Genomic DNA, 15657 nt, shown 5'->3' on the forward strand with positions numbered 1-15657 from the left:
TAGTCTAGGACGGATGTCCGAGCGCCTCTTCTTCCCGCATTCCGAGGTCGCGCGCGACGTCCTGACGTTCGCCGGCCGCGCCGCCCGGCACGGCGACGGCGTCGTCAGGCTGCAGGCCGGCGCCGGCGTCCTCGCGCTCTCGTGTGCTCCGCTGTCTCCGCGTTCGCTCACCGACCCCACCCCGTTCGTCCTCGCTCTGCGGACGGCGCGGGTCGATCCCGAGCTCGAGTGCGACCTCACGGTCGACGCCGCTGCCCTCGCCCCCGACGCCGACGACGATCGCGCCGTCCGGCTCCCGGACAGCGCGGTCACGGCCGTGTGGTCCGGTGTTTCGCCGCCGCGCACCGGTTGGCGGGAAGACGGGACGCTCGACTCCGCCCGCGTTTCGCTCCGCGCTCAGTGGGGTATCGCCGCCGTCGCGCGTCAGCTGCCCACGGGGGCCGGTGACGACGTCGTCCACCTCGTCCGCTCGTCGGTGTGGGGTGCGCCGGACGGCGATCTGGCGGGTCTGCCCCTGGGTGTGGCCTTCGCGGCTGTCGGACTGGGGTTCATCGCGGGCGCCGAGAAGCCGACGATCCGTCGCACCGACGTCTGGACGCGCGTGTCCTTCGCGCGCGGGCACGTGCTCACCCGCGGCCCCGTCGCGATGGGGCTGACCCCCGTGCGGGCGACCGGCCCCGGACGGTGAGTCAGCTGGGCGTCGACGTGTCGTCGGCGGGTGCGGGATTCAGATCGATCGTCGCCCGGCCGTCCGGGCGCTGCGAAGCGATCCCGGCAGGCTCGAACGTGTTGACCATCGCATACGCTGCGCGTTCGAGGTAGTCCCAGAGCGTCGCCTCGTGCAACGGCGGTAGCGCGAGCTCGTCGAGCGCCGTTCGCATGTGGCGCAGCCACCGGTCTCGCGCGTCGGGATCGACGTGGAACGGGCGATGACGCATACGCAGCCGGGGGTGACCGCGCTCCTCGCCGTAGGTGCTCGGACCGCCCCAGTACTGCTCGAGGAAAGTCGTCAGCCGGTGGGCCGCGGGAGCAAGGTCTGCCTCGGGGTACATCGGCCGCAAGACGTCGTCGGCGGCCACCTCCCGATAGAAGACATCGACGAGGCGCACGAACGTGCCGTGTCCGCCGACCTCGTCGTAGAAGCTGACCTGGTCGCTCACGGGTTGCCCTTCTGCTGATCGGATGAATCGCCGTCGCCGGGGTGCGACTCGGGCGAGGCAGCGGCATCCGATCCCGCGCCGCCGCCCTTGTTGCGCTTCGGCCGCCACTGCGGGCGCCCCTTCACCGGCGGCGGGGTCACGGGGTGGGGCTTGGTCCGCGGCGGATTCGCCCCCCGGATGCTCTGGGCACCCTCGAAGCCGGTGAGGACGGTGGAGTTGAGCTGCGGCAGCTTGACCCCGAGCTCATCCACCGCATGCTTCAGCCGTACGCGCAACGCTCGCGCGACGTCGTCCTTCGCGTTGGGACGCGTCTTCACGACCACGCGGATCACAAGAGCGTCGCCGGTGATTGACTCCAGCCCCCAGAGCTCGGGCTTCTCGATGATCCGGCTCCGCCACTTCGGCTCGCGTGCGAGGTCCTTCGCCGCGTCGATCACCGTCTTCTCGACGACCTCGACATCAGTGTCGGCAGGCACCGCGAGATCGATGATCACCCGCGACCAGCCCTGCGACATGTTGCCGATGCGGGTGATTTCGCCGTTACGAACGAACCACAGCGTGCCGTTGACGTCGCGAACATGCGTGACACGCACGCTGACGTACTCGACGATGCCGGTCGCGAGTCCGAGGTCGACGACATCGCCGATGCCGATCTGGTCCTCGGCGACGATGAACATGCCGTTCAGCACGTCTTTGACGATGTTCTGGGCGCCGAAACCCAGGCCCGCGCCGATGGCAGCCGACAACAGCGTGAACGAACCGAGAATGCCGGGGCTGAGGACCCCGACGACCATGAGCAGCGCGACGATGACGATGGTGACGTTGACGATGTTGGTCAGGATCGAGCCGAGCGTCCGCGTGCGCTGCACGATGCGCACCTGAGCCAGCGGCGACATGTCGATCGCGCGCGTGTCTTCGGCCTCGGCGCGCGTCTTCGCGCCGCGTACGATGCGGTCGACGATGCGCCCGATGAGTCGGCGCATCACCCACGACAGCGCGAACGCGCCCAGCACGATTCCGGCGACGGCGACGATGTTCCAGCCCGCTTCGGACAGGAACTTCCAGAAATCCTCAGCGGGGAACTCCCAGGCCATGGGCAGCGGAGTGGTCACGGTGGTCATCGCTCCGATCCTAACGATGCGTCCCTTGACTCTCCCGAGAGCATGGTCAGGAGTCGACGCCGGGATCGGCGAGCCCATGGGCGATGAGCACGGCGTGCACGCGGTCTCGTGCGGGGAGCTTGGTCAGGATACGACCGACATGGGTCTTCACCGTCGACTCGCTGAGGAACAGCTCGGCCGCGATCTCGAGATTCGTCAGCCCTCGCGCCATCGCGGCCAGGACGTCCGCCTCGCGGGCGGTGAGCGAGCTCGGGGCGACCGGCTGGGGCGCCGGGAGTCCTGTCGCGGTGACCAGCTCGATCATCCGCCGCGTGATCCGCGGAGCCAGGGTCGCTTCGCCCGCGGCGACCGCACGCACCGCGGCGACGAGCTCGTCCCGTCGCGCATCCTTCAGCAGGAAGCCTCCGGCGCCGGCGCGGAGCGCGCCGAACGCGTACTCGTCGAGGTCGAAGGTCGTCAGCACCAGCACCGCGACGCCCGGATACTCCGCTCGGATGCGTGCGGTGGCCTCGATGCCGTCGACGCCGGGCATACGCACGTCCATGAGCACGACATCGGGAGACGACGAGGCGACGGAGCGGAGCGCCGCCGCGCCGTCATCCGCCTCGCCGACGACCTCGATGCCCTCGGCAGCGTCGAGCACCATGCGGAACCCCAGGCGGATGAGCTGTTGGTCGTCGACGATCAGCACGCGGATGGGGGAGGCCTGGTCAACGGTCATGGTTCTCCTGTTCGAGCGGGATGCGGGCGTGCACGCGCCATCCTCGGCCGGGACCCGCCCCCGCGGTCACAGACCCACCCGCAAGGATGACGCGCTCGCGGAGTCCGCGCAGCCCGTATCCCGACGGCGACAGTGTGGGTACCACCGGCTCGCCGTCGTCGACGATGTCGACCTCTACAGCGTCCGGACGGTACGCGACTCGCACGTCGATGCGTTCCGCATGGCGCGCGTGGCGCATGGCGTTGGTGACGCCTTCCTGGACGATCCGCGAGATGGCCAGCTGCACCGCGCTGCTGAGCTGCGGCCTGTCGCCCGAGACGGTCAGCGTCGCGTCGAAGCCGGCGGCACGCGCGGAATCGACCGTCGCGACGGTCGTGTCGCGGGCCAGGGGAGCGAGCGGCGCGATGTCGTCCTCCCGCAGGATGCCGAGCGTGGCACGCATGTCACGCAGCGCTTCACGGCCCGTGGACGCGATCGCGGTGGCGCCGGGACGAGCCCGATCGATGTCGTTGGACGCAGCGACCCCCTCGGCGAGGGCGACCATCACGGTGAGCGAATGGGCGACGATGTCGTGGAGTTCGCGTGCGATGCGATCGCGCTCGGCGGCCGCGGCGAGCCGGGTCTGCTGGTCGCGCTCGACGACGAGCTGGCGCGACCGGTCGATCAGCGCCGCGACGTAGCGGTGACGGTTGCCGACGTTGGCGCCGATGAGCGAGCCGATCAGCGCAGCGAGCGCCTCGCTGACCAGGGAGTTCCAGGCGATCGCGGGGCTGATGCCCCCGGTGAACGCGAGTACCGCGACCACCGAGGCCATCACGCCGAGGGCCGCACCGACACCGATGAGGCAGGCACGGACGCTCCGGTGGACGGCGAGGGTATAGGCCGCGATCCCGAGCATCGGGCCGCCCGTCGGCAGAGGCGCGAGGAGGTAGGCCAACGAGACGATGACCGCTCCCACGAACACGACCGTCGGGTAGCGTCTGCGCACCAGGAGTGACGCGCAGCCCAGCACGATGATCACCATGACGAACGGTCCGGTCGCGGGCCACCGCTGGCCGAGACCGACCGCTTCGTCGATGCGATCCTCGTAACTCGTCGCGGGGACGAGCGAGAACGCGAGGCAGATCAGCGCGGTGAGGATGTCGGCGAAGACGGGATGCCGTGCCCAGAACTGCCGCAGCACCCCCGGGGGACGCGGAAGCCGCAGCTCGTCATCATGCGATGACGGGCTGCGGCTTCCGGGAGACACTCCTCGTACCCTACGCGTCGGTCGAGCGGAGAATCGCCCACCCGCCGAGCAGCGTCGCAGCCGGCCAGGCGAGGAGGGTGATGAGGCCCGTCACGAACTCATCGCTGCCGGGTGTCGTGACGGTCTGGGCCGCGCTCGAGGGCAGGTACTGGGTGAGATCGACGATCCACGCCCAGGACTCGCCCGCGAAGGAGAACATGCTCAGCACGATGGGCAGGACGAAGAGGATGCCCACCGTCGCGGCGATCGCGCCGGCACCGCTGCGGATGATGAATCCCCAGCCGAGACCCAGCAGCGCGAAGGTCGCCATCGCGAGGACGCCCAGAGCGAGCGGGATCACGGATGTCTCGGCATCCGACCAGTCGATGGCTCGCTCGCCGAAGATCGGCGCAGAGGCGACGACCGACACGATCGTGGTGACGACGGTCGTCGCGGCGAGGAGGAGAGCGACGACGACGCCCTTCGCCACGAGCACGGCCCCGCGGCGCGGTTCAGCGGTCAGTGTCGAGCGGATCATTCCGGTGGAGTACTCGCCGGTGATGGCCATGGCGCCGAGTATGCCGGCGACGAGCATCGTGAACTGCATCGGTGCGACGATCGCACCCACCGGATTGAAGTCGCCGCTGAACTCCTGGGAGGCCCATGCCATGAGGAGCGAGATCCCGATCGCCAGGACCGCGGTGACGGCCAGCGACCACCAGGTGGAGCGCAGCGTCAGCAGCTTGATGGCCTCGCTGCGGACGAGGCGGCCGAAGGACAGACGAGCGTCGGGCTGCGTGGGGCGCGCGGGCGCCGCGGTGTGCACAGCGGTGGTGGTCATCGCACGGCTCCCTTGGTCTGGTACTCGACCGATCCCTCGGTCAGAGCGAGATAGGCGTCTTCGAGCGAGCCGGCGCGCGGTGTCAGCTCATGAAGCGGGATGCCGTGCGCTGCGGCGGCGTCGCCGATCGCAGCGGCGCTGAGTCCTGCGACCTGCAGCAGACCGGGCTCACCCGTCGTGACGGCGACATCGGGGCCCGCGATGAGCCGGGTGAGCTCGTCGGCGCGGGGCGTCCGAACGACGACGGTGTTGCTCGTCCACGAGCGGACGAGCTCGTCGATGCCGGCGTCGGCCAGGACACGTCCGCGTCCGAGCACGATGACGTGATCGGCGGTGAGCGCCATCTCGCTCATCAGGTGGCTCGACAGCAGGACGGTGCGCCCCTGAGCTGCCTGCCCGCGGACGAACTGGCGCACCCAGCGCACGCCCTCGGGATCGAGGCCGTTGACGGGCTCGTCGAGGATCAGCGTCTGCGGATCTCCGAGCAGCGCCGCGGCGATGCCCAGACGCTGGCCCATACCCAGGGAGAACTTGCCGGCGCGCTTGCCCGCCACCGAACCGAGGCCGGTGATCTCGATCACCTCGTCCACGCGCGAGCGGGGAATGCCGTGAGTCGCGGCCATGGCGCGCAGGTGGTTGCGCGCGCTTCGGCCGGTGTGCACGGCCTTGGCGTCGAGCAGGATGCCGACCTCTGTGAGCGGGGAGCGCAGCGAGCGGTAGTCGCGGCCGTCGATCGTGACCCGGCCTGACGTCGGCCGGTCGAGCCCGACGATCATCCGCATCGTGGTGGACTTGCCGGCACCGTTCGGGCCGAGGAAGCCGGTCACCTTGCCGGACTGCACGGTGAAGCTCACCCCATCGACGGCGGTCTTGTCTCCGTACCTCTTCGTGAGGCCATCTGCAACGATCATGCGCCCCACGCTATCGAGGGCCGTCGCGGCCTGTCGTCCGTCGCCAGTGCCGTCACATGCCGATGGGCGTCGTACCGGAGTACGACGCCCATCGGCATTGCGGATGACCTCAGCCCTGCGCGTCGCGCTCCTGCACGGCGAGCGCGCGCTCGACGCCGGCGAGGTTCTCGGCCACGAGTCGACGCAGAGCGGCGGGAGCCTCGGGGTTCTGCGAGAGCCAGGCGCGGGTCGCGTCGCGCAGCTCGGTGTTGGCGAGCGCCGCGGGGTACAGGCCCACGATCAGATACTGCGCGATCTGGTAGGTGCGCGACTCCCAGACGGGCGACAGCATCGCGAAGTACTCGTCGACGAACCCTGCGAGATGGGCCACACCCGCCGGGTGGGTGAATCCGGCGGCGGCGGAGCGGACCACGGTGTTGGGCAGATCGTCGTTCTCGATGAGCGACGCCCACGCCGCCTTCTTCGCCTCGACTGAGGGGAGAGCTGCCCGAGCCTGCGCGGCGAACTCTCCGCCCTTGGCGGTGTTGTCGGCGGCGAGCGCGGCATCGATGTCGGCGGCCGAGACGGCGCCCGACGCCGCGAGCGAGACGAGGAGCGCCCACGACAGGTCGGCGTCGATCTCCAGTCCCGGGAGGACGGTGTCGCCCGATCGCAGCGCGCGGACGACATCGGCGTGGCCGGGGGTCGACGCCGATGACGCGAATGCGGTCACGAACTGGAGCTGGCTGTCACTTCCGGCCTCGGCCTGCTGCGCGAGGGCCCACAGCCCGTCGGCGACTCGGGCCCGGGCGGCATCCCGGTTCTGCGGGTCGATGTACGAGTTCGCCGCGAGCTGCAGCTGGCCGAGGGTGGTCCGCACGGTGGTGGACTCGGTCTCGGTACCGATGTTGCGCAGCACGAGGTCGATGTAGTCGGTTGCCGAGGCCTCCGCATCACGGGTCTGATCCCACGCGGCCCCCCACACCAGCGACCGCGCGAGTGGGTCGCTGATCTTCGCGAGGTGCTCGACGGCCGTGCGGAGCGAGCGCTCGTCGAGACGGATCTTGGCGTAGGCGAGGTCTTGGTCGTTCAACAGGACCAGGTCGGGCTGCGCGCGGCCCTGGAGCTCGGGGACTTCGGTCAGGTCGCCGTCGACATCGAGCTCGACGTGGTGGGTGCGGACGAGGGCGCCGTCCGTGAGCGAGTAGAACCCGACCCCGAGGCGGTGCGGACGGATCGTGGGATAGTCCGCGGGTGCCGTCTGGACGATGGCGAAGCGGGTGATGATGCCGTCGGAATCCGTGGCGATCTCGGGCTCGAGCGTGTTCACGCCCGCCGTCTCGAGCCACTTCTTCGACCAGGACTCGAGCTCGCGGCCGCTCGTGGCCTCGAGTTCGACGAGAAGGTCCGACAGCTCGGTGTTTCCCCACGCGTGCTTCTGGAAGTATGCCGACACCCCGGAGAAGAACGCTTCCACGCCTACCCAGGCCGCCAGCTGCTTGAGGACGGATCCACCCTTGGCATACGTGATGCCGTCGAAGTTGACCTGAACGTCCTCGAGGTCGTTGATGCGGGCGACGACGGGATGCGTCGAGGGAAGCTGGTCCTGACGATAGGCCCAGGTCTTCTCCATCGCATTGAAGGTCGTCCAGGCCTCGGTCCATTCGGTGGCCTCGGCCGTGGCGATGGTGGACGCCCACTCCGCGAACGACTCGTTGAGCCACAGGTCGTTCCACCACTTCATGGTGACCAGGTCGCCGAACCACATGTGCGCGAGCTCGTGCAGGATCGTCACGACGCGACGTTCCTTGACGGCGTCGGTGACCTTGGAGCGGAAGACGTACGTCTCAGTGAACGTGACGGCGCCGGCGTTCTCCATGGCTCCGGCGTTGAACTCGGGCACGAAGAGCTGGTCGTACTTCGCGAACGGGTAGGGGACGCCGAACTTCTCCTCGAAGTAGGCGAAGCCCTGACGGGTCTTCTCGAACACGTAGTCGGCGTCGAGGTACTGCCACAGGCTCTTGCGCGCATAGACGCCGAGCGGGATCACCCGTCCGTCTGCGCTGGTCAGTTCGGAGAAGACCTGCTCGTACGGACCTGCGACGAGCGCCGTGATGTACGACGAGATACGGGGGGTGGGCTCGAACGCCCAGGTCGCCGTTCCGCCGTCGCCGGGCACCGGCTCGGGCGTGGGGGAGTTGGAGACGACCTTCCATTCCGCGGGAGCGGTGATCGTGAAGCGGAACTCCGCCTTCAGGTCGGGCTGCTCGAACACGGCGAACACGCGACGCGAGTCGGGGACCTCGAACTGCGAGTACAGGTACACCTCGCCGTCGACGGGGTCGACGAAGCGGTGCAGGCCCTCACCGGTGTTGGTGTAGAGGCAGTCCGCGTCGACGATGAGCTCGTTCTGTGCGGCGAGGTCGTCGAGCGCGATGCGCGAGTCGCGGAAGGACGCGAGGTCGACCGCGCGACCGTTGAGGGTGATCTCCCGGACCTCGCGCGCGATGAGATCCACGAAGGTGGACGCGCCTTCGGTGGCGGCGAAGCGGATGACGGTGCGCGACCGGAAGGTCTCCGCGCCGACGGTCAGATCGAGGGCGATGTCGTAGCTCTGCGTGTCGACGATCGCGCGGCGCTCCTGCGCCTCGATGCGGGTGAGGTTCTCTCCAGGCACGTGCGTTCTGCTCCCAGGGTCGGGGTGAGGATTCAGGGCCGCGCGCTGCTGGCGCCGACGGCAACCGTGCCAGCCTACGCTTTCGGGGCTCGCACATTCATAGGATGGTGCCATGCGCATCCATATCGCGACCGACCACGCCGGTCTCGAGTTCTCCACTCAGCTCCAGCACCATCTCGCCGAGGCCGGTCACGACGTCGTCGACCACGGCCCGATCGAGTACGACCCGCTCGACGACTACCCGGCGTTCTGCATCCGAGCGGCGAAAGCCGTGGTGCGGGACCAGCAGGCCGGGGTCGAGGCCCTCGGAGTGGTCTTCGGCGGGTCGGGCAACGGCGAGCAGATGGCGGCGAACAAGGTGCACGGGGTGCGCGCAGCACTCGTGTGGAACATCCCGACCGCCGAGCTCGCGCGCGAGCACAACGACGCCAACGTGATCGCCATCGGCGCCCGCCAGCACACGTTCGACGAAGCGGTGACCTTCATCGACCGTTTCATCGCCACACCGTTCAGCGGAGAGGAGCGCCATGCACGCCGCATCGCGCAGCTCGCCGCTTACGAGGCCGACGGCAGCCTGCTCCCCGATCCGCGGGCGGGCGCGGACGGCGCCACGTCGCCGCTTCCCGCCTCCGACTCGTTCGATCCGGAAGCAGGCTGATGCCCGAGGGCCACTCCGTCCACCGGATCGCCCGCCAGTTCGAGCGCAACATCGTGGGGCACGTCGTGGCTGCTTCGAGCCCGCAGGGGCGGTTCGTCGAGGGTGCCGCAGTGCTCGATGGCCGCGAGGCGCTCGAGGCGCGCGCGGTGGGAAAACAGATGTTCCTCGCCTTCGAGGACGACGTCTGGCTGCGTGTGCACCTCGGGATGTACGGCGCGTGGGACTTCGCCGGCCAGATCGTCGTCGATCCGACCATCGCGTCGGCCAACGGTCGCATGGGACACACCAACCAGCGCGGCACCGTGCTCGCGCCGGTTTACGACAGCGCCGGAGAGAACTCGCTCAGCTCGATCGGCGCGCCCCGCCTGGCCCGAGGCCGGGTGCGCATGAGCGAGCAGACCACGGGGCTCGGCGGTGAGGGCGCGACCGGAGACGACGACTGGCCGCCTCCGGTCGTCGGACAGGTGCGGTTGCGTCTGCTCACCGAAGAGACCTGCGCGGACCTGCGCGGGCCGACCGCCTGCCAGCTGCAGACGCCCGAGGAGGTCCAGGCGACGATCGCCAAGCTCGGCCCCGATCCTCTGGTCGACGATGTCGAGGACGGCGAGGAGCGGTTCACCGCGACGGTCCGTCGCAAGCCGACACCCATCGGACTGCTCCTCATGGACCAGAGCGTGGTCAGCGGCATCGGGAACGTCTACCGTGCCGAGATGCTCTTCCGTGCACGCCTGAACCCGCACACCCCGGGTCGTGACGTCCCTGAGGAGACCGTCAGGCACCTGTGGCGCGACTGGGCCCGGCTGCTCGCGATCGGTGTCGAGACGGGCCAGATGATGACGATGGACGATCTCGACCCGGAGGCGTGGCGCCGGGCCATGGCTCACCGCGACGATCGGCACTGGGTCTATCACCGTGCGGGTCTGCCCTGCCGTGTCTGCGGCACCGCGATCGTTCTCGAGGAGATGGCATCGCGCAAGCTGTATTGGTGCCCGAACTGTCAGAGGTGAACGCATGAGGCAGAACCCGAGCTTCGCGATGACGGACGTCGTCGAGATCCGTCGCGTCATCGCGGAGAATCCCTGGGTCACGATCGTCAGCACGGGAGCCGACGGCCTGGTCGCGTCCCACTACGCGGTGCTTCTCGATGAGGAACGCGACGACCTCACCATCGTCGGGCACGTCGGACGTCCCGATGATCTGCTTCACGGCCTCGGGCAGGGCGAACTGCTCGTCGTCTTCCAGGGGCCGCACGGTTACGTGTCCCCCCAGTGGTACGGCGACGTGGCCGCGGTTCCCACATGGAACTTCGTGTCGGTACACCTCTCCGGAGTGCCGGAGATCTTGACGCCGGACGAGAACCTGCGCGTGCTCGAGCGCCTGGTCGACCGGTTCGAGTCGGGGCTCGCAGACCCCCGGGGACTGTGGGCTCCGCCGAATGACGAGGGCTTCGTGCGCCGTCTCGAACGTGGCACGGTGGGGTTTCGTCTGTCTCCGACGCGCGTCGAGGCGAAGCGCAAGCTGAGCCAGAACCGACCGGATGCCGTGGTCGACACGATCATCGACAAACTTGACGCGGGTGCCACCCCGTACGCCGATCCTCGCCTCGCGGACGAGATGAGACGCGCGCACGCGACGATGCGCGCGGCCCGCGAGGTTCGGTCGTGACCGGTCCCGCACGCGGCGATGGCGTCGCCGTCATCGCCGACGTCCGTTTGACCGGGCCGGGCCGCACCGATCCGTTCGGGGCGGACCCCGTCGACGTGCACCTCTCCGGCGGAACCATCGCCGACATCGCGCCCGCCGGAGCACTGCCCCGGCGCGGCGCGGTGATCGACGGGGGCGGCGGTCGGCTGCTCCCCGGCCTCTGGGACCACCATGTCCACACTGTGCAGTGGGCGCTCGCGGCCCGGCGGGTCGATCTCGAGGGCATCGCGAGCGCCGCCGAGGCGGCGGCTGTCATGGGAAGAGCGGCCGCCGACCACGACGGCCGCCGTATCGGCTCGGGCTTCCGTGACGCCCTGTGGCCGGATCGCCCTTCCCTCGAACTGCTCGACGCGATGACCGGCGACGAGCCGACCTATCTCATCAACGCCGACGTCCACAGCGTCTGGCTCAACAGTGCTGCTCTCCGGCGCGAGGGGATGTCGACGACCGACGGCGTGCTGCGCGAGGAGCCCGCCTTCGAGATCTCACGCCGACTGAACGCGTGCGATCCGTCGCTCGCGGACACCGCGGTCATGGAGGCGATGTCGGCCGCGGCGGCGCGGGGGATCGTCGGCATCGTCGACCTCGACATGGCATGGAACGCCGAGGCCTGGGCTCGCCGGCTCAGCCGCGGATACGATGCCGTGCGCGTCTCGTTCGGGGTCTACGCCAGCCTGCTCGAACGGGCGATCTCCGAGGGACTCGAGACCGGCGATGCCATCGATCCACGCGGGCTCGTGCGGATGGGGCCGTTCAAGGTGATCACCGACGGGTCGTTGGGAACGAGGACGGCGGCATGCTCGCACCATTACCCGGGTGCCGCGACCGACTTCGGAGTCATGACCGTGCCGCCGGGTGAGCTCGTCGAGCTGATGCGGCTCGCGACGGGCGCGGGGATCGCCAGCGCGGTCCACGCGATCGGCGACGTCGCGAACTCGCACGCGCTGGACGCGTTCGCGATGACCGGAGCCACGGGCACGATCGAGCACGCTCAGCTCGTCGCGCACGCTGACATCCCCCGGTTTGCGCGCCTCGGCGTCGGCGCGAGTGTTCAGCCGTCGCACGCGGTCGACGATCGTGACATGGCGGACGAGTTCTGGGCGGGGCAGACCGCGATCGGCTACCCCATGTGCGAGCTGGTCGACGCGGGGGCGAACCTGCTCTTCGGCTCGGATGCTCCCGTCGCGCGTCTCGATCCCTGGACGACGATGTCGGATGCGGTGTTCCGAACGCGCGATGATCGAGAGCCTTGGCGCCCGCACCAGCGGGTGTCGGCGGCAGCAGCCCTCGCGGCGTCGACCGCCGGCGGCTCGCAGACCGGGTCGGCGATCGCACCCGGCGACGTCGCCGACCTCATCATCGTCGACCGCGATCCTCTCGCGGCCGAGACGCCGGGGGCACTGCGGTCGACCGCCGTCGCCGCGACGCTGCTCGCGGGCCGCCTCACCCACCTCGCCTGAGGGGCGGAGCGGCCGGGGACGTCACCCATGAACGACGCAACGGCGCGGCGACCGGCGTACCGGGCTCTCGCTTGATCGCCCGGTACCCGGTCTCCGCGCCGTTGCGTCGGCGCCGTGGATTACTCGGCGAGATGCGCCAGGAGGAACCAACGGTCCTTGTCAACGCCGCGCTTGATCTCGATGGCGACGTCCTGGCTGGTCAGGTCGACCTCGTCGAGACCGTCGATAGCGGCCTGAAGGTCGACGAGGGTCGCGTCGATGTCGGAGACGATCGCCTTGATCTCGTCCTGCCACTGCGCGAACCCGGCGGGCACGGCCGTCGTGGTCTTCTCGGCCATGGTCGAGACGCGCGAGTCGATCGGGAGGCCCAAGGCGACGATGCGCTCTGCCGCGGTGTCGGCGTAGTCCTGAGCGTGAGCGACGACCGAGTCGAGAAGCTCGTGGATCGCGATGAAGTTCGAGCCGCGGACGTTCCAGTGCGCCTGCTTGCCGTTGACGACGAGTGCCTGCATCTTGTGCACGACCGGGGTGAGGAACTGCGCGGCTGCCGCGGCGACCTCGGGGTCTGCGGTGAGGGCGGGAGTGGTGATGTTGGTGTCGGTCATGTCTGCGCTCCTTCTGGCAGGTCGTGGCCTGCATCTGTCCAAACGCTACTCACGCCGGAACATTCCGCAAGCAAGAGAAGGCTGGGCTCACCAGGGGTAACGTGTGGCCATGAGCGTCGCCTCCACCGCATCTCTGTTGCCGCTGGGAGAAAGGCGACCCCGCCTTCATCCGACGGTGTTCGTCGCGGATGGCGCGCGGCTCGTGGGCGATGTGGTCATCGGCGAGCAGTCGAGCGTCTGGTACAACGCCGTGATCCGCGGCGACCGCTCGCGCATCGAGATCGGCGACCGGAGCAACGTGCAGGACGGGGTCGTGATCCACGTCGACGCTTCGTCGCCCGCGCGCATCGGAGACGACGTCTCGATCGGTCATAACGCGGTCGTCCACGGCTGCACCGTGGAGGACGGCTGCCTCATCGGGATGAACAGCACGATACTCAGCGGTGCGGTGATCGGAACCGGATCGCTGGTCGCCGGGGGAGCCGTCGTGCTCGAGGGCACGGTCATCCCGCCCGGCTCGCTCGTCGCCGGCGTTCCCGCGAGAGTCCGGAGAGCCCTCACGCAGGACGAGCGGAGCGGGCTGGGCCGGAACGCTGCGACATATGTGCGGCTTCGCGACGATCACTCCGCAATCGCGGCCGAATGAGGAACTCCTCCTCGTACGCCGACGAGGAGGAGTGATGGAGGGGCTGACGAGAATCGAACTCGCATCATCTGTTTGGAAGACAGAGGCTTTACCACTAAGCTACAGCCCCGCATTCGACCGAAATCGAATGAGGATCACCACCATACTGAGGGCAATGCCCCGCACGCGGCAACCCGATCAGTCTAGCGGACTCCGTCGGCTAGACTGACCACGGCCGTTTTCCGACGCACGTGTGCTGCGCGCCCGGGGCGTAGCTCAGCTTGGTAGAGCGCCCGCTTTGGGAGCGGGAGGCCGCAGGTTCAAATCCTGTCGCCCCGACAACGGCCCCACGAACCCAGACCACCGAACGGACGCGCATGTGCGCGGCCGGATAAAGGAGAACGACAGGCATGGTCACCAGCACCGTCGAGACGCTCAGCCCCACGCGGGTGAAGCTCCACATCACGGTCAGCCCGGACGAGCTGAAGCCGAGCATCACCCACGCGTACGAGCACATCGCTCAGGACGTGCAGATCCCCGGCTTCCGCAAGGGCAAGGTGCCCGCTCCCATCATCGACCAGCGTGTCGGCCGCGGTGCGGTCATCGAGCACGCGGTCAGCGAGGGCCTCGACGGCTTCTACCGCGAAGCGGTCGCCGCCAACGAGCTCCGTGTTCTCGGCCGTCCGTCGGCCGAGGTCGTCGACTGGCCGAGCGACAAGGACTTCTCGGGCGACCTGAAGGTCGAGGTCGAGGTCGACGTCCGTCCCGAGTTCGAGCTGCCCGCCTACGAGGACATCACCATCGAGGTCGAGCCCGTCGCCACCGACGACGCCGCCATCGATGAGGAGCTCGACCGCCTGCGCGGCCGCTTCGGCACGCTCGTCACGGTCGACCGCCCGGCCGCGAAGGGCGACTTCGTCGAGCTGGACCTCGTCGCGACCATCGACGGCACCGAGATCGACCGGGCCGAGGGCGTGTCGTACGAGGTCGGCTCGGGTGAACTGCTCGAGGGCATCGACGAGGCCATCGAGTCGCTCACCGCCGGTGAGGACACCACGTTCCGTTCGAAGCTCGTCGGCGGCGACCACGCCGGCGAAGAGGCCGAGGTGGCCGTCACCGTCAAGGCCGTCAAGGAGCGCGAGCTCCCCGAGGCCGACGACGACTTCGCCCAGATGGCGAGCGAGTTCGACACCATCGCCGAGCTGCGCGAAAGCCTCTCCGAGCGCGTCTCGCAGCAGAGCCTGTTCACGCAGGGCGCCGCTGCGCGCGAGAAGCTCGTCGACGCGCTGCTCGAGAAGATCGAGATCCCCGTGCCGGCCGGACTCGTCGAGGACGAGGTGCACGCTCACCTCGAGGGCGAAGGTCGCCTGGAAGACGATGCGCACCGTGCCGAGGTGACCGAGGCGAGCGAGAAGCAGTTCCGCACGCAGATGGTGCTCGACAAGATCGCCGAGGCCCACGAGGTGCAGGTCTCGCAGGACGAGCTGACGCAGTACCTCATCCAGGCGTCCGCGCAGTACGGCATGGCGCCCCAGGACTTCGTCAACGCGCTCCAGCAGAACGGCCAGCTTCCCGTGATGGTCGGCGAGGTGGCACGCAACAAGGCCCTCGCGGTCGCGCTGGGCAAGGTCACGGTCGTCGACACCGACGGCAAGCCGGTCGACCTGACCGGCTTCATCACGGTCGAAGGCGAAGAGACGGCCGCCGACGAGGTCGTCGAGGAGGCGCAGGAGATCGCTGACGCCGCGGCCGATGCCGACGCCGCCGAGGCGGAGGAGAAGCCCGCCAAGAAGGCTCCGGCCAAGAAGGCTCCCGCCAAGAAGAAGGCGGATGCCGCGGACGAGGCTCCGGCAGCGGACGAGAAGGCTCCCACCAAGAAGGCCCCGGCCAAGAAGGCGCCGGCGAAGAAGGCCCCGGCCAAGAAGAAGGCCGACGACGAGGCTGCCGCCGAGTGATCCTCTGATCCC

At 69.1% G+C, this 15657-nt stretch carries 15 protein-coding genes and 2 tRNA genes; 8 read left to right on the top strand and 9 right to left on the bottom strand.

Features of this window, described 5'->3' with window-relative positions:
• Nucleotides 1-13 precede the first annotated feature (13 nt).
• Nucleotides 14-688: a DUF8185 domain-containing protein gene (locus tag QUC20_RS07930; RefSeq protein ID WP_289331444.1), complete on the top strand. Its 675-nt coding sequence runs from the start codon at nt 14-16 to the stop codon at nt 686-688.
• 1 nt (nt 689) lies between these two features.
• Here the strand turns inward: QUC20_RS07930 and QUC20_RS07935 are convergent, their stop codons facing one another.
• The 7 genes from QUC20_RS07935 to pepN form a co-directional block, all read right to left on the bottom strand.
• Nucleotides 690-1160: a globin gene (locus QUC20_RS07935; RefSeq protein ID WP_289331445.1), complete on the bottom strand. Its 471-nt coding sequence runs from the start codon at nt 1158-1160 to the stop codon at nt 690-692.
• Nucleotides 1157-2281, bottom strand: coding sequence for a mechanosensitive ion channel family protein (locus QUC20_RS07940; protein WP_434543661.1), 1125 nt, complete (start codon nt 2279-2281; stop codon nt 1157-1159). The genes QUC20_RS07935 and QUC20_RS07940 overlap by 4 nt, the downstream gene beginning before the upstream one ends.
• 46 nt (nt 2282-2327) lie before the next feature.
• A complete protein-coding gene (locus tag QUC20_RS07945; protein WP_183045262.1) occupies nt 2328-3002 on the bottom strand; it encodes a response regulator transcription factor in 675 nt (224 codons plus the stop codon).
• Nucleotides 2992-4251: a sensor histidine kinase gene (locus QUC20_RS07950; protein ID WP_259455170.1), complete on the bottom strand. Its 1260-nt coding sequence runs from the start codon at nt 4249-4251 to the stop codon at nt 2992-2994. The genes QUC20_RS07945 and QUC20_RS07950 overlap by 11 nt, the downstream gene beginning before the upstream one ends.
• Before the next feature lie 10 nt (nt 4252-4261).
• Nucleotides 4262-5071, bottom strand: a complete 810-nt coding sequence (locus tag QUC20_RS07955; RefSeq protein WP_120262650.1) for an ABC transporter permease — start codon at nt 5069-5071, stop codon at nt 4262-4264.
• Nucleotides 5068-5982, bottom strand: a complete 915-nt coding sequence (locus QUC20_RS07960; RefSeq protein WP_289331446.1) for an ABC transporter ATP-binding protein — start codon at nt 5980-5982, stop codon at nt 5068-5070. The genes QUC20_RS07955 and QUC20_RS07960 overlap by 4 nt, the downstream gene beginning before the upstream one ends.
• Before the next feature lie 109 nt (nt 5983-6091).
• Complete coding sequence (gene pepN, locus QUC20_RS07965) at nt 6092-8638, bottom strand: aminopeptidase N (RefSeq protein ID WP_289331447.1); 2547 nt, start codon at nt 8636-8638, stop codon at nt 6092-6094.
• A 112-nt stretch (nt 8639-8750) separates the two neighbouring features.
• Between pepN and QUC20_RS07970 the strand changes: the two genes are divergently transcribed.
• Genes QUC20_RS07970 through QUC20_RS07985 form a run of 4 tightly spaced genes read left to right on the top strand, consistent with a single transcriptional unit; the run spans nt 8751 to nt 12460 of the window.
• Nucleotides 8751-9296 (top strand): ribose-5-phosphate isomerase, encoded by a 546-nt coding sequence (locus QUC20_RS07970; RefSeq protein WP_289331448.1) that lies wholly within the window; start codon nt 8751-8753, stop codon nt 9294-9296.
• A complete protein-coding gene (locus tag QUC20_RS07975; protein WP_120262646.1) occupies nt 9296-10303 on the top strand; it encodes an Fpg/Nei family DNA glycosylase in 1008 nt (335 codons plus the stop codon). The genes QUC20_RS07970 and QUC20_RS07975 overlap by 1 nt, the downstream gene beginning before the upstream one ends.
• 4 nt (nt 10304-10307) lie before the next feature.
• Nucleotides 10308-10961 carry an FMN-binding negative transcriptional regulator gene (locus QUC20_RS07980; RefSeq protein ID WP_120262645.1) on the top strand — a complete coding sequence of 218 codons (654 nt, stop codon included), beginning with the start codon at nt 10308-10310 and terminating at the stop codon, nt 10959-10961.
• A complete protein-coding gene (locus QUC20_RS07985) occupies nt 10958-12460 on the top strand; it encodes an amidohydrolase (protein WP_289331449.1) in 1503 nt (500 codons plus the stop codon). Before QUC20_RS07980 ends, QUC20_RS07985 begins: the two co-directional genes overlap by 4 nt.
• Before the next feature lie 119 nt (nt 12461-12579).
• On the opposite strand, the gene QUC20_RS07990 is transcribed toward QUC20_RS07985, so the two are convergent.
• Nucleotides 12580-13065, bottom strand: a complete 486-nt coding sequence (locus QUC20_RS07990) for a Dps family protein (RefSeq protein WP_120262643.1) — start codon at nt 13063-13065, stop codon at nt 12580-12582.
• 109 nt (nt 13066-13174) lie between these two features.
• Here QUC20_RS07990 and QUC20_RS07995 point away from each other — a divergent pair, with 109 nt between their 5' ends.
• Nucleotides 13175-13711 (top strand): gamma carbonic anhydrase family protein, encoded by a 537-nt coding sequence (locus QUC20_RS07995; protein WP_289331450.1) that lies wholly within the window; start codon nt 13175-13177, stop codon nt 13709-13711.
• Between the two features lie 35 nt (nt 13712-13746).
• On the opposite strand, the gene QUC20_RS08000 is transcribed toward QUC20_RS07995, so the two are convergent.
• Nucleotides 13747-13820, bottom strand: a tRNA-Gly gene (locus QUC20_RS08000).
• A gap of 135 nt (nt 13821-13955) precedes the next feature.
• On the opposite strand from QUC20_RS08000, the gene QUC20_RS08005 reads away from it, so the two are divergent.
• Both QUC20_RS08005 and tig read left to right on the top strand, forming a co-directional pair.
• Nucleotides 13956-14029 (top strand) — tRNA-Pro (locus tag QUC20_RS08005).
• A gap of 71 nt (nt 14030-14100) precedes the next feature.
• The gene (tig, locus tag QUC20_RS08010; protein ID WP_289331451.1) at nt 14101-15645 is read left to right on the top strand and encodes a trigger factor; all 1545 of its coding nucleotides are present in this window, start codon (nt 14101-14103) and stop codon (nt 15643-15645) included.
• Nucleotides 15646-15657: the final 12 nt, after the last annotated feature.

The sequence above is a fragment of the Microbacterium arborescens genome (genome assembly GCF_030369635.1).
Classification (GTDB): Bacteria; Actinomycetota; Actinomycetes; order Actinomycetales; family Microbacteriaceae; genus Microbacterium.